General features: G+C 71.3%; 22 protein-coding genes. 8 read left to right on the top strand and 14 right to left on the bottom strand.

The window, feature by feature from the left end:
- Positions 1–87 precede the first annotated feature (87 nt).
- Together IEY73_RS28605 and IEY73_RS28600 are read left to right on the top strand one after the other, a co-directional pair.
- Entirely contained in the window at positions 88–621 is a 534-nt protein-coding gene (locus tag IEY73_RS28605; protein ID WP_189082450.1) for a TetR/AcrR family transcriptional regulator, read from the top strand.
- 57 nt (positions 622–678) lie between these two features.
- Positions 679–2,850, top strand: coding sequence for an MMPL family transporter (locus IEY73_RS28600; protein ID WP_189082449.1), 2,172 nt, complete (start codon positions 679–681; stop codon positions 2,848–2,850).
- A gap of 68 nt (positions 2,851–2,918) precedes the next feature.
- Here the strand turns inward: IEY73_RS28600 and IEY73_RS28595 are convergent, their stop codons facing one another.
- The 3 genes from IEY73_RS28595 to IEY73_RS28585 form a co-directional block, all read right to left on the bottom strand.
- A complete protein-coding gene (locus IEY73_RS28595; RefSeq protein WP_189082448.1) occupies positions 2,919–4,085 on the bottom strand; it encodes a hypothetical protein in 1,167 nt (388 codons plus the stop codon).
- Complete coding sequence (locus IEY73_RS28590; RefSeq protein WP_189082447.1) at positions 4,082–4,591, bottom strand: DUF4365 domain-containing protein; 510 nt, start codon at positions 4,589–4,591, stop codon at positions 4,082–4,084. Before IEY73_RS28590 ends, IEY73_RS28595 begins: the two co-directional genes overlap by 4 nt.
- 83 nt (positions 4,592–4,674) lie before the next feature.
- Positions 4,675–5,277 carry a TetR/AcrR family transcriptional regulator gene (locus IEY73_RS28585; protein ID WP_189082446.1) on the bottom strand — a complete coding sequence of 201 codons (603 nt, stop codon included), beginning with the start codon at positions 5,275–5,277 and terminating at the stop codon, positions 4,675–4,677.
- A gap of 95 nt (positions 5,278–5,372) precedes the next feature.
- Between IEY73_RS28585 and IEY73_RS28580 the strand changes: the two genes are divergently transcribed.
- Complete coding sequence (locus IEY73_RS28580) at positions 5,373–6,125, top strand: SDR family NAD(P)-dependent oxidoreductase (RefSeq protein WP_189082445.1); 753 nt, start codon at positions 5,373–5,375, stop codon at positions 6,123–6,125.
- A 3-nt stretch (positions 6,126–6,128) separates the two neighbouring features.
- Here IEY73_RS28580 and IEY73_RS28575 read toward each other — a convergent pair whose 3' ends face one another.
- Positions 6,129–7,154, bottom strand: a complete 1,026-nt coding sequence (locus tag IEY73_RS28575) for a FecCD family ABC transporter permease (RefSeq protein WP_189082444.1) — start codon at positions 7,152–7,154, stop codon at positions 6,129–6,131.
- Positions 7,151–8,101, bottom strand: a complete 951-nt coding sequence (locus IEY73_RS28570; protein WP_189082462.1) for a FecCD family ABC transporter permease — start codon at positions 8,099–8,101, stop codon at positions 7,151–7,153. The genes IEY73_RS28575 and IEY73_RS28570 overlap by 4 nt, the downstream gene beginning before the upstream one ends.
- A 206-nt stretch (positions 8,102–8,307) precedes the next feature.
- On the opposite strand from IEY73_RS28570, the gene IEY73_RS28565 reads away from it, so the two are divergent.
- Positions 8,308–9,342: an ABC transporter substrate-binding protein gene (locus IEY73_RS28565; RefSeq protein WP_189082443.1), complete on the top strand. Its 1,035-nt coding sequence runs from the start codon at positions 8,308–8,310 to the stop codon at positions 9,340–9,342.
- On the opposite strand, the gene IEY73_RS28560 is transcribed toward IEY73_RS28565, so the two are convergent.
- Positions 9,339–10,145, bottom strand: coding sequence for an AraC family transcriptional regulator (locus IEY73_RS28560; RefSeq protein ID WP_229716241.1), 807 nt, complete (start codon positions 10,143–10,145; stop codon positions 9,339–9,341). The two genes, IEY73_RS28565 and IEY73_RS28560, sit on opposite strands and share 4 nt — an antisense overlap.
- Positions 10,146–10,194: 49 nt before the next feature.
- Between IEY73_RS28560 and IEY73_RS28555 the strand changes: the two genes are divergently transcribed.
- Positions 10,195–10,614 carry a DUF2000 domain-containing protein gene (locus IEY73_RS28555; protein WP_189082441.1) on the top strand — a complete coding sequence of 140 codons (420 nt, stop codon included), beginning with the start codon at positions 10,195–10,197 and terminating at the stop codon, positions 10,612–10,614.
- Positions 10,615–10,625: 11 nt separating this feature from the next.
- On the opposite strand, the gene IEY73_RS28550 is transcribed toward IEY73_RS28555, so the two are convergent.
- Together IEY73_RS28550 and IEY73_RS28545 are read right to left on the bottom strand one after the other, a co-directional pair.
- Positions 10,626–11,912 carry a methyl-accepting chemotaxis protein gene (locus tag IEY73_RS28550; protein ID WP_189082440.1) on the bottom strand — a complete coding sequence of 429 codons (1,287 nt, stop codon included), beginning with the start codon at positions 11,910–11,912 and terminating at the stop codon, positions 10,626–10,628.
- Positions 11,913–11,996: 84 nt separating this feature from the next.
- Positions 11,997–13,130, bottom strand: a complete 1,134-nt coding sequence (locus tag IEY73_RS28545) for an RICIN domain-containing protein (RefSeq protein WP_189082439.1) — start codon at positions 13,128–13,130, stop codon at positions 11,997–11,999.
- Between the two features lie 139 nt (positions 13,131–13,269).
- Here IEY73_RS28545 and IEY73_RS28540 point away from each other — a divergent pair, with 139 nt between their 5' ends.
- Together IEY73_RS28540 and IEY73_RS28535 are read left to right on the top strand one after the other, a co-directional pair.
- Positions 13,270–14,238 carry a pyridoxal-phosphate dependent enzyme gene (locus tag IEY73_RS28540; protein ID WP_189082438.1) on the top strand — a complete coding sequence of 323 codons (969 nt, stop codon included), beginning with the start codon at positions 13,270–13,272 and terminating at the stop codon, positions 14,236–14,238.
- Positions 14,235–15,029 (top strand): thioesterase family protein, encoded by a 795-nt coding sequence (locus IEY73_RS28535; RefSeq protein WP_189082437.1) that lies wholly within the window; start codon positions 14,235–14,237, stop codon positions 15,027–15,029. The genes IEY73_RS28540 and IEY73_RS28535 overlap by 4 nt, the downstream gene beginning before the upstream one ends.
- Positions 15,030–15,525: 496 nt before the next feature.
- Here the strand turns inward: IEY73_RS28535 and IEY73_RS28530 are convergent, their stop codons facing one another.
- The 5 genes from IEY73_RS28530 to IEY73_RS28510 form a co-directional block, all read right to left on the bottom strand.
- A complete protein-coding gene (locus IEY73_RS28530; RefSeq protein ID WP_189082436.1) occupies positions 15,526–17,397 on the bottom strand; it encodes a beta-galactosidase in 1,872 nt (623 codons plus the stop codon).
- A gap of 76 nt (positions 17,398–17,473) precedes the next feature.
- Positions 17,474–18,313 carry a hypothetical protein gene (locus IEY73_RS28525; protein WP_189082435.1) on the bottom strand — a complete coding sequence of 280 codons (840 nt, stop codon included), beginning with the start codon at positions 18,311–18,313 and terminating at the stop codon, positions 17,474–17,476.
- Positions 18,314–19,750, bottom strand: coding sequence for a glycosyltransferase family 2 protein (locus IEY73_RS28520; protein WP_189082434.1), 1,437 nt, complete (start codon positions 19,748–19,750; stop codon positions 18,314–18,316).
- Positions 19,743–20,294, bottom strand: coding sequence for an archaeosortase/exosortase family protein (locus IEY73_RS28515; RefSeq protein ID WP_189082433.1), 552 nt, complete (start codon positions 20,292–20,294; stop codon positions 19,743–19,745). The genes IEY73_RS28520 and IEY73_RS28515 overlap by 8 nt, the downstream gene beginning before the upstream one ends.
- Positions 20,291–21,250: a hypothetical protein gene (locus IEY73_RS28510; protein ID WP_189082432.1), complete on the bottom strand. Its 960-nt coding sequence runs from the start codon at positions 21,248–21,250 to the stop codon at positions 20,291–20,293. The genes IEY73_RS28515 and IEY73_RS28510 overlap by 4 nt, the downstream gene beginning before the upstream one ends.
- A 168-nt stretch (positions 21,251–21,418) precedes the next feature.
- On the opposite strand from IEY73_RS28510, the gene IEY73_RS28505 reads away from it, so the two are divergent.
- A complete protein-coding gene (locus IEY73_RS28505; protein ID WP_189082431.1) occupies positions 21,419–23,209 on the top strand; it encodes a sensor histidine kinase in 1,791 nt (596 codons plus the stop codon).
- A 19-nt stretch (positions 23,210–23,228) separates the two neighbouring features.
- Here IEY73_RS28505 and IEY73_RS28500 read toward each other — a convergent pair whose 3' ends face one another.
- Complete coding sequence (locus tag IEY73_RS28500) at positions 23,229–24,755, bottom strand: serine/threonine-protein kinase (protein WP_229716240.1); 1,527 nt, start codon at positions 24,753–24,755, stop codon at positions 23,229–23,231.
- Between the last annotated feature and the right edge of the window lie 286 nt (positions 24,756–25,041).

The following is a 25,041-nucleotide window of genomic DNA, read 5'->3' as shown; positions in this document are numbered from 1 at the left end:
GGGCGGCTTCCCCGCCGACGGTAACCTGAATCACTTTCCTGACCGTTCGGCCAGCTTCTGACCGAACGGTCAGGCACACTCGTTGTCATGGTTCGCGTCAGCACGCGGGAACGGATCCTGCGCGTCGCGGCGGAGAGATTCGGCCGCGCCGGATACAAGGGCACGTCACTGCAGGACATCGCCGACGAGGTCGGGTGTTCCAAGGCGACGCTGCTTTATCACTTCGCCGGCAAGGAGGCCATCCTGCTCGCGCTGGTGGCCGGGCCGGAGCGCGCCTTCGCCGACCTGGTCGCCCGTCTGGAACCGCTCCGCGGCCCGGACGCGCAGGCCGCGGCCATCGCGGGATTCGTGGACCTGGTGCTGCAGCACCGGCACGCGATCGCCCTCGTCTATGACGTGGTCCCGCAGGTCCTTCTCGAACCGGGATTCGACAAGGTTCGTCACCTCGGTGACGCGCTGTGCGCCGCGTTCGCCGGGTGGTCCAGCGATCCGGGAGCCGTGATCGCCGCGCAGACGGTGGTGCGCGGGATCATCGGCGTGGTCGCCGACGACGACCGCGACGCCGCCGAGTTACGGCCCGCCCTGATGGCGGTCGCCCAGCGCGCCTTGATCGGCTCGTAGTTTTTCCCGGCTGCCCCGGCGGCTGACCGGACACCCCTCACGACGACAAGGATGGACATGGCAACCCTGCTGTACCGGCTCGGCCGAGCCTCGTTCCGCCGCCGGAAGACGGTGGTCGCCCTCTGGCTGGTGCTGCTGGCCGCCGTTGGCGGCGCGGCCCTGGCCTTCCGTGGTCCGACGTCCAGCAACTTCACCATGCCGGGCACCGAATCGCAGCGCGCCATCGACGCGTTGCAGCACGAATTCCCCGAGGCCAGCGGGTCGACCGGCACCATCGTGGTGGCCGCCCCGCAGGGCCGCAAGCTCACCGACCCGGCCCTGGCCACTGCCGTACGCGGTCTGGTGCAGCAGGCCGGCCAACTGCCCGGTGTGGTCGGCGCGGTCGACCCGTTCGCCGCGCAGGCGGTCTCCCGCGATCAGCGGTACGCGCTGATCCAGGTGCAGTTCGCCGAGCGCACCGACGATGTCACCGACGAGCAGCGCGAGGCGTACGAGAGCACCGGCGCCCAGGCCGAGGCGGCGGGCTTGCGGGTCGAGCACGGCGGGGAGGTGATGAACGCCGAACCGGAGGTGGGCGGCACCGAGGGCATCGGCGTTGCGGTCGCGCTGGTGGTGCTGCTGATCACGTTCGGGTCGCTGGTGGCGGCCGGGATGACGATGCTGAACGCGCTCCTCGGCGTGGGCGCCGGCATGGCCGGACTGTACGCCCTGAGCAGCGTCATCTCGCTGACCAGCACGGCGCCGGTGCTGGCCCTGATGCTCGGCCTGGCGGTCGGCATCGACTATTCGCTGTTCATCACCTCGCGGCATCGCCAGCACCTGGTCGACGGCGTGGAACCGGAGGAGGCCGCGGGTCGCGCGGTCGGCACCGCCGGCTCCGCGGTGCTCTTCGCCGGCGTCACCGTGATCATCGCGCTGGCCGGGCTGGCCGTCGTCAACATCCCGTTCCTCACCGTCATGGGCCTGGCCGCGGCCGGGACCGTGGCGGTCGCCGTGCTGGTCGCCCTCACCCTGCTGCCCGCGCTGCTCGGCTTCGCCGGCGTACGGGTGCTGCCGCGCAAGCTCCGCGCCGCCTCCCCCGCCGCGGCTGCCGCCGAGGGCTTCGGATTCCGGTGGGCGCGCCTGGTGCTGCGGCTGCGCGTACCGGTGATCCTGGTCGGCGTGCTCGGCCTGGGCGCGCTCGCGCTGCCCGCCGGTGACATGCGGCTCGCCCTGCCCGATGCCGGACACGCCGCGGAGGGCACGCCCGCCCGCGAAGCCGCCGACCTGATCAGCGAGGGTTTCGGGCCGGGCTTCAACGGCCGGTTGGCGCTTGTCGTGTCGAGCGATTCGGCGCAGCAGACGGCCACCGCCGTGCAGGAGGTCAACCAGGTGCTGCAGGGCACCCCGAACCTGCTCGCCGTGGCCCCGCCCAACCTGAGCCGGGACAAGCGCACCGCGCTGCTGGCGGTCATCCCGACCACCGGCCCCACCGCGGCCAGCACGGAGGACCTGGTGCACGACATCCGGTCCAAGACGCACGGCTTGAACGACGCCGACATCGCGCTGACCGGCCAGACCGCGATCGGCATCGACGTGTCGGAGAAGCTGTCCGACGCCATGCCGGTGTACCTGCTGCTGGTGGTCGGCCTGTCGGTGCTGCTGCTGATGTTGGTCTTCCGGTCCCTCCTGGTGCCGGTGAAGGCGGCGCTGGGCTTCCTGCTGACGGTCGGCGCGACCTTCGGCATCACCGTGCTGATCTTCCAGCAGGGTCACCTGGCGAACCTGGTCGGGCTGTCCACGCCCGGCCCGCTGGTCAGCTTCCTGCCGATCCTGCTCATCGGCATCCTGTTCGGACTCGCCATGGACTACGAGGTGTTCCTGGTGTCCCGCACGCGCGAGGACTTCGTGCACGGCGCCGGCGCCCAGGAGGCGATGATCAGCGGCATGGGTCACGGAGCACGCGTGGTGACCGCGGCGGCCCTCATCATGACGAGCGTGTTCGCCGGTTTCGTGTTCATCGAGGACCCGGTCATCAAGTCGATGGGCTTCGCCCTCGCGATCGGTGTCGCCATCGACGCGTTCGTGGTCCGGATGACGATCGTGCCGGCGGTCATGTCCCTGCTGGGCCGCTCGGCCTGGTGGCTTCCCCGCTGGCTGCACCGCGCCCTGCCCAACGTGGACATCGAGGGCGAAGGGCTCCGCAAGCACCTGAACGAGCCGACCGAAAAGGAGTCCGTGCTGGTCTGACCCCCAGCCGGTCCTCCCGGCCCGAGCAGGAGCGCCCCGCGGCAGTCACGCCGCGGGGCGCTCACCGGTCACTCGTCACCCATACCGGGTAGGACGGTGAAATCCGTGACATTGGTGAGATAGGAACGGGTTCCGCGCCTCACCAGGTTCCCCCGTGCTGACACGCGCCGCATTTCGCTGTGCGCCCGCACAGCGTCTCCGTAGACCTCCGGAGCCAGCGTCAGCCACACCCGCCGCAACTGCTCGGCATCGTCCAGTCGGCCGACGAGTGTGATTTCGCCAGCATCGGGGCTCTCGCGATGCAGCCGAACGACTTCGCCCATGACGGCGACGTTCTCTTCCGGCACACGGGCACGCAACTCCACGGCCGCCTCCCGCAGCACAGGAAGGTGGTCTTTCCGGAAACGAAGGGCAGGCAAGGGCGTCGAAGAAGGTCGGGCAGCCGCCAGCGCGATCGACACCTCAAAGGATTGCCTGCCGCCGGCGCCGAAACCCCAGAGCGCCTCGCAAAGGTTGGCACTCACGCCGCGCGACACGGCGGCATTGAATCGCTCCAGGCCATCTGGGGTCAGAAGTGCAGCGTCCGCCGCTTCCAAGGCGGCCTGAACGGCGGCATGCAGGCGAAGCGAAACCTGGCGTTCCGCAGGCTCCTCTTCCGCAGCGTCACCCTCAAACAGTGGCAGTTGCTCTGCCAGACGCGGTGGCACGGGAGTATGTACGGTCAGCTTGTAGCTGCCGGGCAGAGTCGGCCCCATGCGAACCGTACGCAGAAACTCGGCCAGTCCCTGCAGTTTGCGAGAGGGGTGCACGGCCCTATCCTGTCGCGCGAACACCGGGTATGCCGCCGCACTCAGCAAAGCCTCAAGGCTTTCGCACGCCCAAACCCCGTCCTCAAGGGATATCAGCCCCGGCTCCTCCTCGCCGGGGAAGAGACTGATCGTGTGGACATCCCATGTCGCGGCACCGATGCTCCGCAGGATCTCCGGGGTCGGACGCCCTTCAACCGCGGCCAGCACGGTCACCGCATCACCCATACGGAGCGCGTAGTCGCGCAGGTCAGGATCCAGCGGTTGAAGGACTTCCACATCGGCACCGCCCACCGGCAACGTCCAGAAGGCGACCGCCCCTTCTCGATGCAGAAGTTGCCAACCCTGCGCACGGAGATATACCGACAACTCCGCCGGCGAACGAGACTGCAGATCGGCCGATGTGACCTCGCGCGTGTTGTCCGTCATGCCGCCGCTCCCGCCTCGTCCCCGGCGACCAGTGCCAGAAGCCGCGAAGGGTTGAGCAGATTGCACCGTGGCACTCGAACCAGTACGGCGGGTCCGGGAGTGCTCGCCGGCGTTCGCTCCGCCGCGAGGCTGACCCAGTATGCCGCACGCCGAAGCTCCATGCGATCAGCGTCGCACACCGCGTATTCGGAGGCCTCGGAAGGAACGGTGACCAGCAGGAGATATCTGCGCAGAGCGAATCCTGGACCGGCGAGCGCATCGAAATGCTTTCGCCTCAACCGATAATGCCAGTGCTCGGCGTCACCCCTCGGCGATGAGGAGCTCTTCACCTGTACATCGATTTTCGGCGATCTCACCGTGCCGAGGATCCCCGCATAGCCAATCGTCCAATCCACCCCATCGACGTCCGGGAACGGCTTGTTGGCCAAGAGGCCCGCCGCGCTGGCCATGGAGAACACGAATGCCTCACCATGCTGCCCCTGATGCGACTGCGGTGCCAGCGGCACGTTCCGACTCCCTGCCGTCAGGTCTCGACATCGACCCCCTCACACTAGTCGCATGAGCACCCCCTCGGCGATGGGCGCTGTGCCTATTCCGACCGCGGGCGGGGGGCCGCCAGGCGTTGCGCCGCCTGCGCCACAAACGCCCGGCGGCGGGTCCGTTCCGCCGGGTCCGCCGGGTCCGCGCCGGTCAGCATGTGCGCCAGTTGCGGCAGCGAGTGCCACCATGCGGCAAGGGCGATCAGCATGAACACGAAGTAGGCCGGATCGATGTCGTCGTCGAGGATGCCCGCGCGCTGCGCCCGGGCGATCGCCTCCGCCTTGGCACGGTAGTGCTTCGTGCGGCTCGCCTCGTCGGCGATGAACCCGGCCTGCATGCCCTCCCACTGCAGCAGCCGGGACAACTCGGGATGGTCGGCATGGTAGTCGAACGTACGGGCCGCGAACTCGCCGATGTCGTCCAGGCCGACCGGGTGCAGCGCCACCCCCGCGGCAAGCTTGGCCAGTTCGTCGGTCAGCACGGTGGCGAACAGTTGCTGCTTGTCGCCGAAGTATTTGTAGAGCCGCTCCTTGTTGATGCCGGCGCGTTCGGCGATGCGCGCCATGGTGGTGCCGTCCGGGCCGTGCTCGGCGAACTCCGCGACCGCCGCCTCCTTCAGCCGACGCCGGGTGCCTTCGGTGTCCCACGCCATGACGGCAGTCTAGCGATTCTCAACTCCAACGTTGCGGTTGGCGATGCGTGGGTCTACCGTCAAAACCAACCGCATCGTTGGAGTTGGAGGAAGCCATGCGACTCGACATCACCGGCAAGACCGTGGTCGTGACCGGCGCCGCCCAGGGCATCGGCCGCGCGCTGGCGCTGGGGCTTGCCGCCGAGGGCGCCCGGGTCGCGGTGCTCGCCCGAGACCGCAAACGCGCCCAGGCCGTCGTCGACGACATCACCGGGCTGCCGGGCAGCCGACCGGCCCTGGCCCTGGAGGCAGACGTGAGCGACGACGGGCAGATGCGCACGGCCGCGACGGAGCTGACGCGGGAGTTCGGCGGGTTGGACGTGCTGATCAACAACGCCGGCTGGATGGGCGGCAGGCAGCGGGTGCTGGACACCGACCCGGCCGTGCTGGATCGGGGGCTGCGCTCGAACCTGATCGGCAACTACATCGCGACCAAGCACTTCGCGCCCATCATGATCGGCAGCGGCGGCGGACGGATCGTCTTCATGACCACCGGGGCGCAGCTCGCGCCGGGCGGCGCGGCGTACGCCGGCGCCAAGGCGGCGGTGGAAGTGCTCACCAACGTGGTCCACCAGGAGTTGCGCGACCAGGGCGTGCGAACGGTGGCGATCGCGCCCGGCCTCACCGAGACCGAGGGCATGAAGGACGTGGTCACGCCGGAACACCTGGCGCGAGTCGCGGCGACCTATCCGCACGGGCGCGTCGGACAGCCCGAGGACCTGGTCGGGCTGGTCGCCTTCCTGTGCAGCGACGCGTCCCAGCATCTGTCCGGCACCGTGATCAAGGTGCGGCCCACGGTCGGCGCGTGACGCTCAGAGGCGACCGGCGCGGCGCTGCGCGACGAGCAGCCAGATCAGGTATCCGCCGCCCAGCGCCCCGGTGACCACCCCGACCGGCAACTGCCGCTCGCCGAACAGGCGCTGCGCGGCCTCGTCGGCGGCGACCACCAGCAGGGCGCCCATCGCGGTGGCCGGCAGCAGGTTCGGCCCGGTCGAGCGGGTCAGGCGCCGAGCCAGGTGCGGGGCGGTCAGCGCGACGAACGCCACCGGTCCGGCCACCGACGCCGCGGTGGCGGCCAGCACCGCGGACACCATCAGCAGCACCGCCCGTACGCGGGAGACGCCGACGCCGAGGGAAGCCGCCGCGTCATCGCCGAGTTCCAGGGCGCGCAGCGCCGGGCCGCAGCCGTACGCGATCGGGGCGAGCACCGCCAGTGCCCCGCCGACGATCGCGGCCTGCGTCCAGCCCCGCCCGTCCAGGCTGCCGGTCAGCCAGAGCACCGCGCGCGCCGCCTCCATCAGCCGCCCGCGGGTCAGCAGATACCCGTTGACGCCGGTGAGCATCGCGGCGACGCCGATGCCGACCAGGATCAGCCGGTATCCGTGCACGCCGTGCCGCCATGCCAGGACCTGGATCAGCAGGGCGGCGCCCAGACCGCCGGCCATCGCCGCGCCGGTGAGCGTCAGCGTGCCGCCCCCGGCGACCACCACGAGCAGGGCACCGGTCGCCGCGCCCTGCGTCACCCCGAGCACGTCCGGACTGCCCAGCGGATTGCGCACCAGCGACTGGGACAGCGCCCCGGCCAGCGCCAGCGCGCCACCCACCGCGACCGCGGTGACCAGGCGCGGCAGGCGCAACTGCCAGACGATGAAGTCCTCCGCGGCCGAACCGCCACCGCCGAGGGTGCGCAGCACGTCCCCGGCGGACATCGGGTAGTCCCCGCCGCCCAGGGCCAGCACGCCCACCGCCACGGTGGCCAGCACCAGGATCGCCCCGGCCGCGGCGGCCCGCCGGGAGACGCGCACCGACCAGCCGCCGGGCGCCCGCAACACGATCATCCGCGTACGGCCCGTTTCCGGATCACCAGCGTCAGGAACAGCGGCCCGCCGAGCACCGCGGTGACCGTGCCCACCTGCAGCTCCCCCGGACTGCCCAGGATCCGCGCGAGCACGTCGGCGCCGAGCAGCAGGGCGGGCGACAGCACCGCGCAGTACGGCAGGAGCCAGCGCAGGTCGGGGCCGGTGAACGGACGTACGAGGTGCGGGACCAGAAGCCCGACGAAGATGATCGGGCCGCACGCCGCGGTGGCCGCGCCGCACAGCAGCGTGACCGCGATGATCACGGCGGCGCGCACCGTGGCCGGCCGGGCGCCGAGGGCGCGCGCCGCGTCGTCGCCGAGGGCGAGCGCGTTCAGCGGTCGCGCGCAGGCCAGCGCGAGCACCCCGCCGGCCGCGACGAACGGCAGCACCCGGACCACGGTGCCCATGTCGGCGCCGGCCAACGATCCGACGGTCCAGAAACGCATCCGTTCCAGAGAGGCCGCGTTCAGCAGCATCACCGCGCTGACGTAGGAGTACAACGCCGCGTTGAGCGCCGCGCCGGCCAGCGCGAGGCGTGCCGGGGTGGCCGTCCGTCCACCGCCGATCGCGTACACCCCGGCGGTCACACCCGCGGCGCCGAGCAGGGCGAACCAGACGTAGCCGGCGAAGGTGGCGACGCCGAGGAAGGCGGCCGACGAGGCCACCGCGGCGGAGGCGCCCGCGTTGATGCCGAGGAGGCCCGGGTCGGCCAGGGGGTTCCGGGTGAGCGCCTGCATGATCGCGCCGGCCAGGCCGAGCGCGGCACCGGCGAGCAGGCCGAGCAGGGTCCGCGGCAGCCGCATCTCGTGCACCACCCCGAAGAGCGGCGAGGCGTGGTCCACCAGCCCGCGCCACACCTGGGCCGGGCTCAGACCGCGGGAGCCGAGACCCACGCTGAGGATGATCACCACGGCGAGCACCAGCACCGACGCCGCCAGCCCGGCCAGGCCCGCGGCGGCGCGCGGCGACCGGCCCGGCGGCGACGTCGCGGCAACGGCGCCGGGCCGGGCGGCGGTGGAGGCGTCGACGGCGGGCACGACCTCTCCTCGATCTCTGCTGTCAGTTAGGTTAGGGTAACTTAACCTACTGCCCACGCCGTTTTCGCTCTCCCCCCTGCAGAAGGACCAGTTTCATGCGCAGACTGCCAGCACCCCACCTGACCCGTCGCGGTCTGTTCGCCGCCGGTGGCGCCGTCGCCGCCGCGGGGCTGCTCGGCGCGTGCGGAGCCGACGGGGATGACGCCCCCTCGTCCCCGTCCGGCTCCCCCTCCGGCCCCTGGGCCTTCACCGACGACCGCAACGACCGCGTCACCGCCGATGCCGTGCCGTCCCGGATCGTCGCCTTCACCGGCACCGCCGCCGCGATGGTGGATTTCGGCATCGATCGGCAGATCGTCGGCGTGTTCGGCGAGACCACCAAGGCCGACGGGTCCGCCGACCCGCAGGCCGGCGACCTCGACGTGACGGCGGTGACCGTGCTGGGCAACGCCTGGGGCGAGTTCAGTGTGGAGAAATACGCGGCGCTGCGGCCCGACCTGCTGGTCACGCACATGTACGACCCGGGTGCGCTGTGGTACGTGCCGGACGACAGCAAGGACAAGATCCTTGCGCTGGCACCCAGCGTGGCCATCACCACGGCGCGCAAGTCGCTGGTGAAGGTCATCGAGCGGTACGCCGAACTGTGCGCCTCCCTCGGCGCGGACCTGCGGGCGGCGACGGTGACCGCGGCCAAGGCCCGGTTCGACGCGGCCTCGGACGCGGTGCGCAAGGCCGCCGCGGCCAACGGCGGGCTTCGCGTCCTGGCGGCCTCCGGCAGCCCCGATCTGTTCTATGTGTCCACCCCGAAGACCAGCGCCGACCTGATGTATTTCGCCGAGCTCGGCGTGCAGATCGTGGTGCCGGAAAAGACCGACGGCGGCGACTACTTCGAGAGCCTGAGCTGGGAGAACGCCGGAAAGTACGACGCCGACCTGATCCTGCTCGACGCCCGGTCCACCGCGCTGGCGCCGGCCGATCTGGCCGCCAAGCCCACCTGGAGCGACCTGCCCGCGGTCAAGGCGAACCAGATCACGCCCTGGGACGCGGTGCCGCGCTTCTCCTGGGCCGGTTCCGCCCCGCTGCTGGAACGCCTGGCCCAGGCGGTGCAGCGGGCGAAGAAGCTCGGCTAGCGCGTTCGCGCGTACCGGCCCGGACTGATCCCGAGAATGCGCCGGAAGTGGCGGGTGAGGTGCGACTGGTCGTAGAAGCCGCTGGCGGTGGCGACCGCGGGCAGCGGCTGCCCGGTCAGGATCAGCCGCCGGGCCAGGTCCACCCGCCGCGAGGTGAGATAGCGATGCGGCGCCATGCCGAAGGTGCGGTGGAACGACCGGACCAGGTGCGCGGGGTCGACGTGCAGCAACCGGCCGGCCTCGGCCAACGGCAGGCCGGCGACCACCCGATCCTCCAGCAGATCCCGCAGTCGGTGCGCCACGCCGGGTCCCGGCTCCGGCCCGGTCGTGTCCCGGCCCAGGTGCAGCAACAGCTCCCGGCGCACCACCGCGAGCAGGCTCTCGGCGTGCATCCGCTCGCCCGGCACGGCGACCACGTCATGCAGCCGGGAAATCATCGCGCGCAGCGCGGCATCGGCGAAGCCGGGATGGTCCACCGACGGTCCCACCGCGTCGGCGGGCAGACGGCCGGCTTCCAGATAGAGCACCCGTTTGCGGAAGCCGCCCGCGCCGGCCGCCCCGCCGTTGTGCGGAACGTGCGGCGGCAGCACCGTCACCAGTTCGCCGAAGGCGCCGCGGCGGTGCCGGTCCAGGTCGTAACGGACCACGCCGTCGTCGATGATGAGCACCGTCCACGCGTCGTGCGCGTGCATCGGATAGACGTGGTCGGTGAACCGGGCGTGCAGAACCTCGGTGACGCCGTCCACGGCGGGGCGCCATGCTCGCAGTTCGTGTCCCGCTCGCGCGGGCCGGTCCGCCGGCACGTCAAAATCGTACAAGACCCGCCGGTCGCGGCCCGCCGACGATGGCCGCATGGACACCATTCGCTTCGACACCAAGATCGCCGTGCTGCTGCGTGACGACCTGGCCGGCTGGCAGCGCCTCAACGTCACCGCGTTCCTGGTCAGCGGCCTCGGCACCCGGGTCCCGGAGGTGATCGGCCAGCCGTACGCGGACGCCGACGACGTCGCCTATCTGCCCATGTTCCGCCAGCCGGTGCTGATCTTCGAGGGCGACAAGGAGCTGCTCAGCCTCGGCCACGCCCGCGCACGGCAGCGCGGGCTCATCATGTCCGTCTTCACCTCGGACCTGTTCACCACCGGAAACGACCGGGACAACCGGGCGGCGGTCCGCGCGGTCCGCACCGACCAGTTGGACCTCGTCGGTCTGTGCCTGCACGGCCCCCGCAACGCCGTGGACAAGGCGCTCAAGGGCGCGCGCATGCACCGATGACCGACCCTCGCTCAGCGGGCACCCTCGGCCAGCTTCTCCAAACCGGTCAGCACCTGCTGCGCCGACGTCGTCGCGGTGGAGAGCTGGCGGGTGATCTCGCTCAGCACCGCCGACTGCTGCTCCACCGAGGCGGCGATGTCGGTCTGCACGGTGTAGATCTCGGAGACCGCACCCGTGGTGGTCTCGAAGGTCTCCGCCACCCCGTTGGTCTGCGCCACGATCGTCTCGATCACGCCGTTGACCCGCTGCACCGAACTGGCCGTCTGCTGGGCGAGCTGCTTCACCTCGCCGGCCACCACGGCGAACCCGCGGCCGGACTCGCCCGCGCGGGCCGCCTCGATGGTGGCGTTCAACGCGAGCAGGTTCGTCTGCGCCGCCAACTGCGCGATCAGGGAGTTCACCTCGGCGATCTCACTGACCGACTGCTCCAGGCTGCGCACCTTGTCGGCGGCCTGCAGCGCGGTGTCCCGGCCGGACGAGGCGCTGGAGGCCGCCTGCCCGGAGCGCGCCGCCACGTCGCGGACCGCGGTGGCGAGGGTGTTCAGCTCGCCATCCACCGCCGCCACCGCGCCGATCGCCGCCCGCGCCTGCTCGCTGACCAGGTGCACGTCGCTGTTGACCCGCTCGGCTCGGCTGGCGAGGTCGGCGTGTCGCTGCCGGTCGGACGCGGCCGCGCTGTCCCGCGCCGCGCGCTCGGCGCGTTCGGTCTCGCTGCGCTGCTGCGCCGCTTCCCGCACCAGCGCCTCATTCTCCCGCTCGGCCTGCTCGGCGAAGTGCCACATGAACAGGATGCCGACGATCTCCAGGGTGGCCAGGCCGGCGTGCAGCGCCACCATGCCGAGGGCACCGGAAAAGGACAGGTCCGGCATGCCGAACACCCGGCCCGGGGCGACCTCGCCGAGGATGCCGTGGTGCAGCACCACGATCACCACCGACCACAGCAACGGCGACCACTGCTGATAGAGCGCCACGAAGACCATCGTCGCGTACAGGTGGATGTGCATGGTCATCATGCCGCCGGACAGCTCGATGACGGCGAAGGTGCAGGCGATCAGCCCGACGCTGGTGATCGACGCCTTGGTGCTCTGCTCCCGGGCCAGGGACACCGTCCCGGCGATGGCGGCAACGGCGGCCGGCACGGCGAACGTCTCCCAGAGCGGCATCGGCCCCAGTGCGCCGAGCAACACCATCAGCGGAACGTGCAGCCACAGCAGTCGGATGTTGATCCGGTGCCGCGCCGCCCAGGATTCCGGCGTGAGGCGGGCACCGCGCGGGAGTCGCGAACCGAGCGATGTCATGCCCGCATCATGGTCCAGCGCCGACGCCCCCTGCCCGGCAAACGGCGAAATTCGGCGCCGTTCGCCGGGCAGGGGACGGATACGTCAGGCGAAACGCCAGGTCTGGTTCGACTGCGCCGGGCCGCAGTCCCAGATGATCAACTGGGTCCCGTTGGCGGTGCCCCAGCCGTCCGCGTCCAGGCACTTGCCGGACTGCGGATTGCGCAGATTGCCGTTCACCAACTGCCACTGCTGCGCGCCGTTGCTCAGACAGGTCCAGAGCTGGACCTTCGCACCGCCGACGGTGCGGCCGCCGTCCACATCCAGGCATTTACCGGTACGCGTGTTGACCAGCGCCGAGCCCTGCCACCGCCACCGCACCTCGGGTCCGCCGTGGCAGTCCCACAACTGCACCTTCGTCCCGTCCGCCGCACGGCCACCGGAGACGTCCACGCAGCGGTTCGATCCGGCCCCGACGATCATCTGCCCGGTGGAGTCGGTGACCCCACGCCGGTTGCCGCGCGTCCACGCCTTCGGGCCCAGGCCCAGCCCGCCGGGGATGGTGCCGTTGAGGAAGTCGCGGTACCAACCCAGCCAGAACGGCAGGCCATACTGGTCCTGCACGTAGCCGTGCGCCGCGGCGGCGTGCAGATCCACCGCGCCGGGCACCCCGAGCTGCTGGAAATAGAACTGCTCACCGAGCTGGTGCAGCATCTCGTGCACCCAGCCGGCCACCGCGTCCTGGTTGTATCCCAGGTCGTCGCGGGCGTTCACACTGGACCATCCGGTGTTGAACGGGCCCGGCGAGCCACCGGAGAAGTACGCATGCTCGCGGAAGGCGTTGTAGATGAAGACGCCGTCCCACTCCTGCGGATGGAGGAACTGGTCGACGTCGCCGGGTACGTTCGACGGCTCGACCATCTTGCCCTCGTACCCGATCGACGTGAGCGGGCGCCCGGAGACGACCGCCACCGTGCTCATGTCCACGGCGCCCGCGGTCAGGTCCTCCACCATCCGCGGGAAGGTGTTCTGGAAGGCATAGGCGGCGGCGTCGATCTGTGCCTGCGTCAGCGTCGCGGACAGGCCCGGCACCTGGGACACCGGCTTGATGATCATCAGAAATCGCAGCCGCACCAGCGGCGCCGTGGCGGCGTCGGCGTGCGGGGCGATCAGCCAGGTGGCCAGACCGAGAAGGGCGCTCAGGAGCAGGATCCCGGCGCGGCGCGCGATTGTCGGCATCGGCGTCCTTTCGGGGAAATGGGGGTTCCGTGCAGGATGGGCCGCCGCGCGGCCGTCGGCCAAGGGCTTGCGCAACCCGGGCCGCCACATGCGTCTGTGCGCTGGTAAGAATGTGCGGCACGCCGACCCGAGGAGCGCCATGACGACCAGACCACCGGTCACCCTGGAGGACGTCCGGGATGCGGCCGCGCAGATCGCCGGTGTCGCCCACCGCACGCCGGTGGCGCGCTCCCGCACCCTGGATGCGGAGACCGGCGCGCAGGCGTACCTGAAATGCGAGAACCTGCAACGAGTCGGCGCCTTCAAATTCCGCGGCGCCTACAACGCGCTCTCCCGGCTCACCCCCGAGCAACTGGCCAAGGGCGTGGCGGCCTATTCATCCGGCAACCACGCTCAGGCGGTCGCGCTGGCGGCGCGGGAACTGGGCAGCACCGCGACCATCCTGATGCCGGAGGACACCCCGTCGGCCAAGCGGGACGCGGTGACCGGGTACGGCGCGCGGATCCGCACCTACGACCGCTACACCGGGGACCGGGAGGCGATCGGTGCGGCGATGGCCGCCGAGCTCGGGCTCGCGCTCATTCCGCCGTACGAACATCCGCACGTGATCGCCGGGCAGGGCACCGCCGCGCTGGAGTTGATCGACCAGGTCGGCGAGATGGACACGCTGGTGGTGCCGGTGGGCGGCGGCGGTCTCATGGCGGGCAGCGCGACCACCGCCACGGCGCTGCTGCCCGGCGTGCGGGTGATCGGCGTCGAACCGGAAGCCGGCGACGACACCAAGCGGTCGCTGGCGGCCGGCCACCGGGTGTCCATCCCGGTGCCGCGCACCATCGCCGACGGGCAGGCCGCGAGCATCCCCGGCGAGCTGACCTTCTCCGTCAACCGGCGGCTGGTGGACGACGTGGTGCTGGTCGGCGACGATCAGATCCGCGCGGCGATGCGGTTCGCGTTCGAGCGGCTCAAGATGGTCGTGGAACCGAGCGGAGCCATCGGCCTGGCGGCCCTGCTGAGCGGGCACGTCAAAGAGCCGGGCCGGGTCGGTGTGATCATTTCGGGCGGCAACGTGGGCGCCGCCCGGTTCGCCGAGTTGATGGGAACCGCATGAGCTACTTCACCAGGGTCGGCGCGCACCGGTACCGGCCGAGCGAGTTCACCGGCGGCGCATGGGCGGTGGACGAACAGCACATCAGCCCGCTGTGCGGCCTGGTGGTGCATGCCATCGACCGGTTCGCCGCGGAGCGGGACGGCGACGGCGGGCGCGGCGGTGTGCCCATGGTGATCGGCCGCCTCACCTTCGACATCCTCGGCGTCATCCGCCTGGAAGACTTCGACATCCACGTCGAGGTGGTCCGTCCGGGACGCACCGTGGAACTGGTGGAAGCCGTGGTCACCTGGGCGGATCGTACGGTGGTGCGGGCGCGGGCGTGGCGGCTGGCCCGGCACGACACCGCGGAGGTGGCGGGCGGCGCGGCGGGTGCGTTGCCGGCGCCACAGACGCTGACGCCCTGGGACATGACCGACGTGTGGCCGGGCGAGTACATCCGGTCCATCGAGGTGCGCCCGGCCGGCGAGCCGGGACCCGGCCGCACCACGGCGTGGATCACCAGCGAGCACGACCTCGTGGCGGGCGAGCCGAGCACGCCGCTGGCACGCTTCGTGCGGTTGGTGGACACCGCGAACGGCATCGCGGTGCGGCAGAACCCGAAGGAGTGGATGTTCCCGAATCTGGACCTCAGCATCCACCTGCACCGGCAGCCGCACGGCGACTGGGTGGGCCTGGACACCACGGTGGTCTTCGGCGCAGACGGCCAGGGCCTGACGTCGACGACCCTGCACGACGTGACGGGCCCAGTAGGCCGGGCGGAACAGATCCTCACGGTCCGCCCCCAGCGCTAACCGACCGCACACCCCCCGCCACGCCCCCCGCCACACGCCCCCGCCCCCGCCCCCCCGGGCACGCGCCCCCGCCCCCCGACACGCGGCGATCTTGGACTTTGTGGTCCGACAAGTCCGATCTATCAGCCTCAATCGGGCCCGCTTTCTCCAAGATCGACGCGCTCGGCCCCGGCGCCCGCGTCGATCTTGACGATTGTGGTCCGGCATGCCCGACATGACGCAGCTAATCGGGCACCCAATCCTCAAGATCGGCGCACACCCACACCCCGCGACCGCACACCCACGCCCCACGACGGCGCACACCCACACCCCGCGACCGCGCGCACCCACACCCCGCGACCGCACACCCACGCCCCACGACGGCGCACACCCACACCCCGCGACCGCACACCCACATCCCGCGACGGCGCACCCACACCCACGACGGCGCACACCCACGCCCCACGACCGGGCGCCCACGCCCCGCGACGGCGCGCACCCGCCCCGCGACGCGGGGTTACGGTGCCTGCTCGATGACCTGGTAGCCGTACGGGCCTAGGCTGAACTCGCCGGCCTGGACCGGCTCCGGGTTGTGGTTGATCAGGGTGATCAGATCGCCGCGGGCGCACGCCTCCACCCCCGGCGGCAGACCCGTCATCACCGGGCGGATGTCCGCGCGTTCGATCAGATAGCGTGCCACCGTCGCGCGGCCGTCGCCGTCCAGCAGTGTCGCCACGTAATGGGCGTTGCCGCGGCGGGTCAGCGCGGGCCGCCCGTCCGGGAAGATGCCCAGGATTTCCGCGTCGTCCACGCGAATCGTCTCGGCGAGCGTGCCGCCCGCGATCGCCCCGCCGAACACGGCGATCTCCGTCTCTCGCACGCCCTCGAAGTCCAGCACCGACACGCCCAGCGCCGGCCCGAGACGGGTGGTGAAACCGCCGGGCAGAAAGCGATCGTGCTCGTCCACCACGTCGCTGAACGCGGTCACCAGCAGATGCCGGTCGTAGGCCGCCAGCGCCGCCGCGTCCCGGATCAGGTACAGGCTGGGCGCCACCACCAGTTCGTACGCGTCGAACGGCCCGTCCGGACGGACGATGTCCACCTGCACCGCCAAGTCCAGGAAGGCCGCGTGCCATCCGCGCACCGTCGCCAGATAGTCCACTGTGGCCGGATGGTCGGTCTGGTCGATCGCCCACCAGTTGTGCCAGTCGAACACTATCGCCACCTTCGCCTCACCGCCGGGAGCGGGCGGCTGCCATCCGCTCAGTTCCTGGCCCAGCGCGGAGATCTCCCGGTACGTGCGAGTCTCCGTACCGGCGTGCGGCAGCATCGCCGAGTGGAACTTCTCCGACCCGGCGGTCGCCTGTCGCCACTGGAAGAACATCACCCCGTCGGCGCCGCGACCGACTGCCTGCATGCTGAGCGCCGCCATCTGGCCCGGCGCCTTGGCGGCGTTGGCCGGGCGCCAGTTCACCGCGCCGGGCGCCTGTTCCATCAGGATCCACGAGCGTCCCGGCTTCAGCGACCGCATCAGGTCCCGGGCGAACGCACTGACCTGATAGGACAGTGGATCCGCGGGATCGGGATAGCTGTCGTCGGAGATGACGTCGATGTCCTCGGACCACGCCCAATAGTCGGTGGGGCGGTGCGGACCCATCATGTTGGTGGTGACCGGTTGGGTCGCCCCGGCCTCGCGGATGATGTGCTTCTCCATCCGGAACAGCTCTCGCAACGCATCCGAGCTGAACCGGCGGAAGTCCAGCAGGGCGCTCGGATTCACGTGGTACGGCGTGCGGCGCGGCGGCAGCACCTGGGCGAAATCCGTGTAGTGCTGCGACCAGAACCAGGTGCCCCACGCCTCGTTCACCGCGTCGATGGTGCCGTACCTGTCCCGCAGCCAGTCCCGGAACGCATAGGCGGCGTGGTCCGAGTAGTCGTACGCGACGTGGCATCCGAGTTCGTTGTTGGGATGCCACATGACCACGGCCGGGTGGTCCCTGTATCGCCGCGCGGTGGCCCGGGTCAGATCCGTGGCCAGCCGCCGGTAGTCCGGGGAGGTGGGCGCGTAGTGCTGCCGACTGCCCGGCCACAGCGTCACGCCGTCCTGGTTCACCGGCAGCATGTCCGGGTACGCCTGCACCGCCCAGGGCGGCGGCGAGGCGGTGCCGGTGGCCAGGTCCACCGCGATGCCGCCGCGGTGCAGCAGGTCGAGCACCCGGTCCAGCCAGTCGTAGTCGAAAACCCCTTCGGCGGGCTGGATCCGTGCCCACGAGAAGACCCCGACGGTGGCGATGTTGACCCCGGCGCGGCGCATCAGCCGTACGTCCTGGGGCCAGACGTCCTCGGTCCACTGCTCCGGGTTGTAGTCGCCGCCGTACCAGATCGTCATCCACCCAGTGTGCCCATCGCCGGTGCGCCGGCACTCGTGGGCCGAACCTGCTCGGCCCACGAGTGCCGGCGTTCGGTCACGCGGCCAGCCGCCGCTTGCGCAGCCACCAGCCGATGCCGGTGACGCCCACGATGCCCGCGAGCATCGCCATGCCCTCGGCGGGGATCGCCGGGGTGGGCACGGTGACCGCGTTCGGGCCGCAGGTGACTTTGCCGATGGTCGACGAGACGGTGCCGGTGAGCAGGTCGATACTCAGGGCGTCGTTGCGGACGCTGCCCGGACCGCCCGGGTGGGTGAGCAGGTGGTCGCCGATCATCGCCACCCCGGCGATGCTCGTCCACGTCTCGGGCGTCGGCTCGGCGTCCAGGCTCATGATCGGCAGGCCCAGGGCGTAGACCTTGGCCCCGACCACGTCCACGTGGGTGGTCACGATGCCGTCGGACGAGGCCGTGCAGGAAGCGATCAAGGCGTCCGCCTTGATCTGGGTTCCGGTGACCAGGGTGACCCGTACGCCGTTCGAGTTGCCCAGGGTGAGCTGGCAGGAACCGTCGGCGCCGATCTGGATCGACCCGCCCGACCCGATCAGGCCGGCGCAGGCCGCGGACGTTCCGTCGCTGCGTGCGACCGCGCGTTGCACCGCCACTCCCGCATTGATCACGGACTGGGACCCCAGCACCGTCAACGCCGGGGTCTGACTGACCTCGTCGTCGGTGCCGGATCCGGTGTTGCTGGCGACGGCCTGACCGGTCGTCACCACCGAACCACCGAGAAGCGACAGCTCGACAGCCGTGGCGGTGGCGTTCGCGGTGTCCGCGTGCGCGGGCGCGGCGGTGCCGAACAGGGCCACCGCGAACACCGCCGCGGCCAGGCCCGGCGCGACCAGTCGTCGCGTGGTCCGCAATGAACGTCGGGACATTCAGATACCTCCCTGCAGTTGTGGTCGGGTTGTGGCGGTCGGGTGACGATCGGGATGCTCGCGGACGGTCGCGGTGACGGCGTCGCCCGCGCGGGCGGTCTTGTCCCATCGGCCGTTGCCGCGGATCACGCGGTAGGCGGCGCGCCAGGCGGCGATCTGCAGCAGATAGCCGTAGAACAGGTTCACCGCGGCCATTCCGAGCGCCATGCGGCGGCTCACGAGGCTGGCGCAGTGCGAGCGATAGAACAGGCCCCACAGCGCGTGCGGGAGCACGCCGAACAGGAACGCCAGCGGAATCAGCCCCCAGGCGCCGCTGAGCAGCCAGCCCTCCGGGCCCTCCGGATCGCCCAGGGCATATGCCAAGTGCACGACCGCGGTGAGCGGGAACACGACGCTGCCCAGGATCTGCGACAACGGCACCCACATGTAGTGGGCGATCTCCAGGGCGCCGGACAGCGGCACCTTCGGCGAGTTGAGCACCTGCCACAGGTACTTCCAGCATTGCAGGTTGCCCTGCGCCCAGCGGGTGCGCTGACGCAGCAGATCGCGCACCTTCGGCAGGCCGTCCTGGGCGACGAAGGTGTCGTGGCAATACTCCGAACGGTGGCCCAGCAGCAGCACGTGCAGGCCCAGTTCGAAGTCCTCCAGCAGCGCGCCGTGCCAGGGCGCGCCCTTCCAGTCGCCGATCTCGTCGAGCACGGACAGCCGGGTGAACTGGCCGTTGCCGCCCATCGCCACGCTGCCGGTGCGGCGGCGCAGGAACTGCATCGCCGCGATCGGCCCGGCGAACTCCAGATCCTGCAGGCGCACCAGCAGCGCGTCCCCCTTGGTGCGGGCGTTCTCGCCGATCAACCGGTCCAGGTCGGTGGCGGCCAGCGCGTCCACATCCTCAGTGATGCGCACCTGCACCTGGACCGCGCCGACGCCCGGATCGCCGAACATGGACGGTCCGGTGATCACATCCGGGCCGAACTGTTCCAGCCGCCCGTCCGCGTCCACCACACCCACGATGATCTTCGACCGGTCGGCCTCGTCCCCGACCTCGGCGGAGATGGCCCGCCAGGCGGCGTTCAGCGCCGCGCCCTTGCCCTGCTGCGCTTCCGGCGGCACCCGGCTGATCACCCGTACCTGCTGATAGCGGGTTTCCAGCCACCGCATCAGCACAAGGGTGCGATCCGCCGAGGCGTCGTCGACGCACCACACGGTCGCCTCCGGGAACGTGTCCACCAGGTGCTCGACGGTGTCCACGATGACCGTCTCCTCGTCCAGGCACGGGATGACGATGTGCCACTGGAAGTCGGAGCGGTCGCCCAGCGGGATCTCGCGATGCCAGAGGAAGGGCCGCAACACCATGACCACGTACGCCAGGAAGGCCACGGAGAGGATGAACGCCATGGCGTTCAGCAGGGCGAGGAGCCAGTTGGCGCTGTCAAGCATGGGCCGGCACCGCCTTGCGGGCGCGCAGGCCGGTCAGCAACTTCAGATAGAAGAACCCGCTGAGCACCACGCCGAGGGTGCTGACCAGGGTGCCGAAGAAGATGTGCGTGTACGCGTACCCCTGCTCGATCCCCCAGATCCGCATGCCGGCGCCGATGACCAGCAGGCGCACCTGGTTGACGGTGAGCACCGCGATGGTGGCTGCCACCGCGGCCAGCAGGCTGCGCCACACCGCCACCCGGCGCACCAGAAGCAGCAGCCCGGTGATGGTGAAGAACGGGAACAGCAGGAAGATCGCCGTACACCCGATGGTGATGGTGTATCCGGTCAGCGTGCCGTCCACGCGGAAGAGCGTGGTGTCGGCGACGCACGATACGTCGTCGAAGGCGAACCAGCGCAGCACCTCGGCGCTCCCGCACGCCTCGACGTGCCGCAGCGCCCGGTCGTGCGCCACGGCGTATGCCACCGCGGCGGCGAAGGCGAGCATGAGCGTGAGCCGGACTGGACCGGCGTCGGCGACGACACGTCGCAGGCCCCGGATCATCGCGCCGCCTTGCGCTGTTCGAACAGGCGCTGCTCGGCCAGGCTCCACGTGTCGCGCAGGTCGCTGGTCTCCAGCCGGGAAGCCGATGCCGTGGTGGCGGTGAACCCCGCCTTGCGCAGGGCCGCGTCGACCCGCTGGCCCAGCCGGTCGACCTGCGCCTGGGTGCAGTCGTTGAGCACCGCCCCGATGTGCCGCACGCTCAGCCGGGCGAGCACCGCGTCCCGCAGGTGGTCCACCGCGATCCGGGCGGCCTTCTGGGCACGCGCCGCGGAGCGCAGCGACCCGAAGTCCACCAGCAGGACGGTGACCGGGGTGCCCAGGTCCCGCGCCCGGCGTTCCTCCTGCTCCAGAATGGCGCCCCAGCCCCGCCGGGCGGGCAGGCGCGACGCCCCTGCGGTGACCACGACGGGAGCCGGCGCGCGGGTCTCGGTGGTCCGCACCGCGCGGGTCGCACGCAACTCCGACTGCAGCACGCCGGCCATCAGGTTGGAGAGCGCCCACAGCAACGGCTCCAGCCCGGGCGGGAATTCGCGCGGCTCGGTGTGCCAGCCGGCCAGCACGCCAAGCAGGTCGCCGTGCTCGGTGAGCAGCGGCACCCCGGCGTACGCGCGCATGCCCAGCTTGCGGACGGCGGGCGCACCGGCGTAGTCCGGAATCGCCAGCACGTCCGGGGCGAGGTTCGGGCCGAGGCGGCTCACCATGCGCCGGCAGACGGTGGGCGACCAGTTGACGCGCGTACCGGTCGCGATGCCGACCGCACCGGTGGACACGGCCAGCGGGGTGAGCACGTTGTCGATGACCCGCCCGACGTGCCAGGTCGGCATGCCGGACAACGCCGCGAGGCTCTCCACCGTCTGGCGCGAGGTGTCCTCCCAGCCGGTGCGTCCGCGCTGCGCGTGCCATCGCGGCTCGGGCAGTTCGAGCCGTGCGGACAACGTCATCTCAGCCGGGTGCATGACACGTCCATCGGCGTGCCCGCGGGGCACTTAAGTGATTGCCCGGCCACCGGCCGGAAGCTTTCTCATAATCGGGCAGGCGCTGCCGAACCTGGTGATATGGCGAAACGTCGAACGCGATCAGGACGGCCCATCAGGGTCGTCAGCACCGTTGTCATCCCCCTGGTCGTGTTTCTGCTCGGCGTCGCGGGCAGCTTCGCCGCCGGCGACCGGCTCCATCAGATCGAGGACGACCGGCTGCAGCGGGAGACCTACCGCAGCGCCGACATCGCCGAGGTGGCGCTCACCGACATGGTGCAGTCGTACTCCCGCCTCATCGGCTCGATCGCCCGCGCAACCTCGGCGCAGTCGGATCTCACCGCGACGGACTTCGACACCCTGGCCGACGCGGCGCGATACCTGCCCGGCGCGGTGGGCGCCTCCTTCGTCGTGCCGGCGTCACCCGGCCAGGTGGCGCAGGTCCAGCGCACCTGGCGGGCGCGGGTCGGGCCGGCGCTGACCCTGAAGCCGGCCGACGACGTCGCCGAGCACCGGTTCATCGTGCTGTACCGCGAGTTCGACGGCGATGGGACAGTTCTCGGCCTCGACGTCGCGCAGTTGTCGGCAGCCGCCGAGGCGCTGTCCGCCTCCCGGACCACCGGCGCGCCAGCGATCACCGCACCGGTCGTGCTGGCGAAGGACCAGGATCGTCCGGCCAGCGAACAGCGGCCGTCGATCACCCTGCAGGCCCCCGTGGTGGCGGCGAACGGCACCGACGACGCGGGCACCTTCCGCGGATGGGTCAGCATGGCGTTCCGCCTCGATCCGATGCTGCAGACCGCGCTCCGCAACGCGGGCGTCGACGACGTCTCCGTGACCGTCCAGGACATCACCGCCCCCGGTCAGCCACTGACGATGAGCAGCCTCGCTCCTGCCGATTCGACGGTGGCCGACGCCGCACCGGCCGTCGCGCGCGACTTCCCCGCCACCCGCCGGCTGTGGCGGCTGACCGTCCAGCCGTCGCAGCAGATGGTGAACGACGAGCTGGCCGGAACCCCGCAGCTCGTCGAGGTCGGCGGTACCGTGCTGTCCCTGCTGCTGGCCGCGTTGGCCTGGGTGCTGGCGTGGTCGCGGGTGCGGGCCATCCGCCAGGTCAAGAAGGCGACCGCGGATCTGCGCGCGGACGTGGCACGCCGCGAGGCCGCCGAACTCAGCCTGCGCACCAGCGAGGCCGAGCTGCAAGCCTTCACCGAGGTGGCCGCCTCCCGCATGCAGGGACCGCTGCGAGAGATCACCGAGTACGCGACGCTGGTCGCCGAGAACGACGAGCTGACCCCCCGGGCGCGGCGCCGGGCGACGCTGGACATCGAGTCCAACGCCGAGACCATGGGCAAGCTCGTCCACGATCTGCTGTTGTACTCCCAGGTCCGGGAGGTGCCGCTGGCCCGGCAGTCGATCAACCTGGCCGGCGTGATCCCCGGCATCGCCGAGGAGGTTGTCGCCGCCGTGCGCCCGGGCGAGCCGGTGACCATCGAGGTGGACGCACTGTGCACGGTGGACGGCGACCGCCGCCTGCTCGGCGAGGTGTTCCGTCGGCTCTTGGAGAACGCACTGCTCTACACCCCGGAGATGCAGATTCCCGAGGTACGGGTGAGTGCCGACCTGGACGGCGCGAGCTGGCGCGGGGAGAGCTGGCGCATCGAGATCACCGACAACGGCACCGGTCTGGCGGAGTCCGAACGGCCGAAGGTGCTTACCGCGTTCTACCGCGCCGCCAACGCCGAGGGCATCCCCGGTAACGGCCTGGGCCTGGCCATCTGCCAGCGCATCGTGGAACGGCACGGTGGGCAGATCGGACTGAACGCCAACCCGGGCGGTGGCTGCGTGGCCTGGGTGACGTTGCCGCTCCCGGCGCGTTCCGCCGGGAGCGCCGGCGCGGCACCGCAGCGCACGGTCGGCGGCAGCACAGCGGATCGCTGAACGAACCGGGCAGCGGCCGTCACTGCTCGGTGACGGCCGCCGTCGGGGATCCGGATGCACACGTCACCGTCATCCGCACCCGGGACGGATCGTCGACGAAGGTCACCTGAGCGGCGGTCGCCGGACCGGGGTTCACGCTCTCCACCTGGTACGGCCGGGTGGCGTGCCAGGTGTTGAACGTCGCCTTTCCGTTGCTGCACTTCGCCACCACGAATCCGGCGTCGGACGACAGCCGCTTCGCGCCGGAACTACCACCCCCGGCGGGCGGTGGATCCTCGGTGGGCGGGGGTTCGGTCGTACCGGTCGTGGGGTCCGCGGTGGGTTCGTCGGTCGCCCCGCCCGGCCCGCCGTTCCCGCCGGTGGTGGTTCCCGGCTGCGCCCCCGGACCCGGCGCGGTGGTGGCCGGCCCGCCGGGCACCACGCCCTCCCCCACGCCGGCGGGCACGCCGTCGACGCCCGCGGCGCCGTCCGGATCGGCGGGGTCGGCGCCGGGACGGCTGTCCGAGGCGTTGCGGGTCGCCGCGGGCGACGTGCCACCGGCCTGCGGATCCTGGGACGGCGGCGCCGCGGCGACCGCGCCGTCCCGATCGCCGTCGGGGGGCACCGGTAGCAGCGCCCACACGATCAACCCCACGACCAGCGCGGCGGCGAGGCCCGCCAGCCCGGCCCAGAGGCGACGCCTGGTCGGGTCCCGGCCGTCCTCGTCACCGTCCTCGTGGCCCTGGGGCGCGGTGGCGGCCCGGGCCAGGACCGCCGCCACGTCGGCTGCCGGAGGCCGGTCCAGCGGGTCCTTGCGCAGGCAGCGCCGGATCAGGTCGGCCACCACGGCGGGCACGCCGGGCAGCTCGGGCAGCGGCTTCGGCTCGATGTAGACGTGCGCCGACAGCATCTGGGTGGTGCTCTCGACCGACCACGGCGAATCGTCGGCCAGCAACCGGTAGAGCAGCACGCCGAGCGCGTACACGTCGGTGGCCGGCTCGACCGCGTCCCCGGTGACGCGTTCCGGCGCCAGATAGGCCGGCGTGCCGTACAGGATCTCGTCGGGCGTACCCGGACCGGCCACCGCCGCGATGCCGAAATCGACCACCTTCGCGCCGCGGTGCGTCACGATGACGTTTCCCGGCTTAATGTCGCGATGCACCAGACCGTCGGCGTGCGCGGCGGCGAGCGCGGCAGCCACCTCGGCGCAGATCCGCAACGACGTCGCCGGGGCGAGATGCCCGGCCTCGACCACCTTCTGCTGCAGCGTGGGACCGTTCACCAGCTCCATCACCACGTACGGCAGGCGGGTGCCGCCCTCGTCCGACTCGCCGAAGTCGTACACCTGGGCGATGTTGGGATGCGGCGACAGCGCGGCGGCGGCGCGGGCCTCGTCGCGGATGCGCGCACGCGAACCCTCGTCGCCGACGTGACTGCCGGCGAGCACCTTCACAGCAACGGCACGACCGAGCACCTCATCGCGGGCGCGCCACACCACGGCGGTGCCGCCGCGGCCGAGTTCGCTCAGGAGCGTGTAGCGACCGCCCAGGGCCTGCTGGACTTCCACCCGACGCAGTCTGCCCAACGGACCGGCAATTCGCACATCCCGATGCGCCGATGGCCCTGCGCTGTCCGGAGAGCTGCCCGATATGCACCGCCGCAAATCCGGCATAGCCGAAAAGCAGCCCCGAACAAGGTAGCCGCCGCTCCCGTTTTTGAGTAACCCCAACCGCACGCCCCCCACCGCGCCCCCGCGCCCCCGCGCCTCCGCTCCGCCCACCGCACCCCGCCGCCCGCACCGCTCCGCCGCACCGCCCCGTCGCCCCGCCGCGCCGCCGCGTCGACGCCCCGTC

It is taken from the genome of Mangrovihabitans endophyticus (genome assembly GCF_014646155.1).
Lineage (GTDB): Bacteria > Actinomycetota > Actinomycetes > Mycobacteriales > Micromonosporaceae > Actinoplanes > Actinoplanes endophyticus.
Note: the sequence above shows the minus strand (reverse complement) of the source record. Positions and strands in the feature narration are given on the sequence as shown.

Bases quoted from the DNA above. Each gene is read 5' to 3' on its own strand.
- IEY73_RS28565 (WP_189082443.1), top strand. From the start codon at position 8,308: ATGCGCAGACTGCCAGCACCCCACCTGACCCGTCGCGGTCTGTTCGCC.
- IEY73_RS28550 (WP_189082440.1), bottom strand. From the start codon at position 11,912: ATGACATCGCTCGGTTCGCGACTCCCGCGCGGTGCCCGCCTCACGCCG.
- IEY73_RS28540 (WP_189082438.1), top strand. From the start codon at position 13,270: ATGACGACCAGACCACCGGTCACCCTGGAGGACGTCCGGGATGCGGCC.
- IEY73_RS28525 (WP_189082435.1), bottom strand. From the start codon at position 18,313: ATGTCCCGACGTTCATTGCGGACCACGCGACGACTGGTCGCGCCGGGC.
- IEY73_RS28515 (WP_189082433.1), bottom strand. From the start codon at position 20,294: ATGATCCGGGGCCTGCGACGTGTCGTCGCCGACGCCGGTCCAGTCCGG.
- IEY73_RS28535 (WP_189082437.1), top strand. From the start codon at position 14,235: ATGAGCTACTTCACCAGGGTCGGCGCGCACCGGTACCGGCCGAGCGAG.
- IEY73_RS28605 (WP_189082450.1), top strand. From the start codon at position 88: ATGGTTCGCGTCAGCACGCGGGAACGGATCCTGCGCGTCGCGGCGGAG.
- IEY73_RS28520 (WP_189082434.1), bottom strand. From the start codon at position 19,750: ATGCTTGACAGCGCCAACTGGCTCCTCGCCCTGCTGAACGCCATGGCG.
- IEY73_RS28600 (WP_189082449.1), top strand. From the start codon at position 679: ATGGCAACCCTGCTGTACCGGCTCGGCCGAGCCTCGTTCCGCCGCCGG.
- IEY73_RS28595 (WP_189082448.1), bottom strand. From the start codon at position 4,085: ATGACGGACAACACGCGCGAGGTCACATCGGCCGATCTGCAGTCTCGT.
- IEY73_RS28580 (WP_189082445.1), top strand. From the start codon at position 5,373: ATGCGACTCGACATCACCGGCAAGACCGTGGTCGTGACCGGCGCCGCC.
- IEY73_RS28510 (WP_189082432.1), bottom strand. From the start codon at position 21,250: ATGCACCCGGCTGAGATGACGTTGTCCGCACGGCTCGAACTGCCCGAG.
- IEY73_RS28555 (WP_189082441.1), top strand. From the start codon at position 10,195: ATGGACACCATTCGCTTCGACACCAAGATCGCCGTGCTGCTGCGTGAC.
- IEY73_RS28545 (WP_189082439.1), bottom strand. From the start codon at position 13,130: ATGCCGACAATCGCGCGCCGCGCCGGGATCCTGCTCCTGAGCGCCCTT.
- IEY73_RS28530 (WP_189082436.1), bottom strand. From the start codon at position 17,397: ATGACGATCTGGTACGGCGGCGACTACAACCCGGAGCAGTGGACCGAG.
- IEY73_RS28575 (WP_189082444.1), bottom strand. From the start codon at position 7,154: ATGATCGTGTTGCGGGCGCCCGGCGGCTGGTCGGTGCGCGTCTCCCGG.
- IEY73_RS28585 (WP_189082446.1), bottom strand. From the start codon at position 5,277: ATGGCGTGGGACACCGAAGGCACCCGGCGTCGGCTGAAGGAGGCGGCG.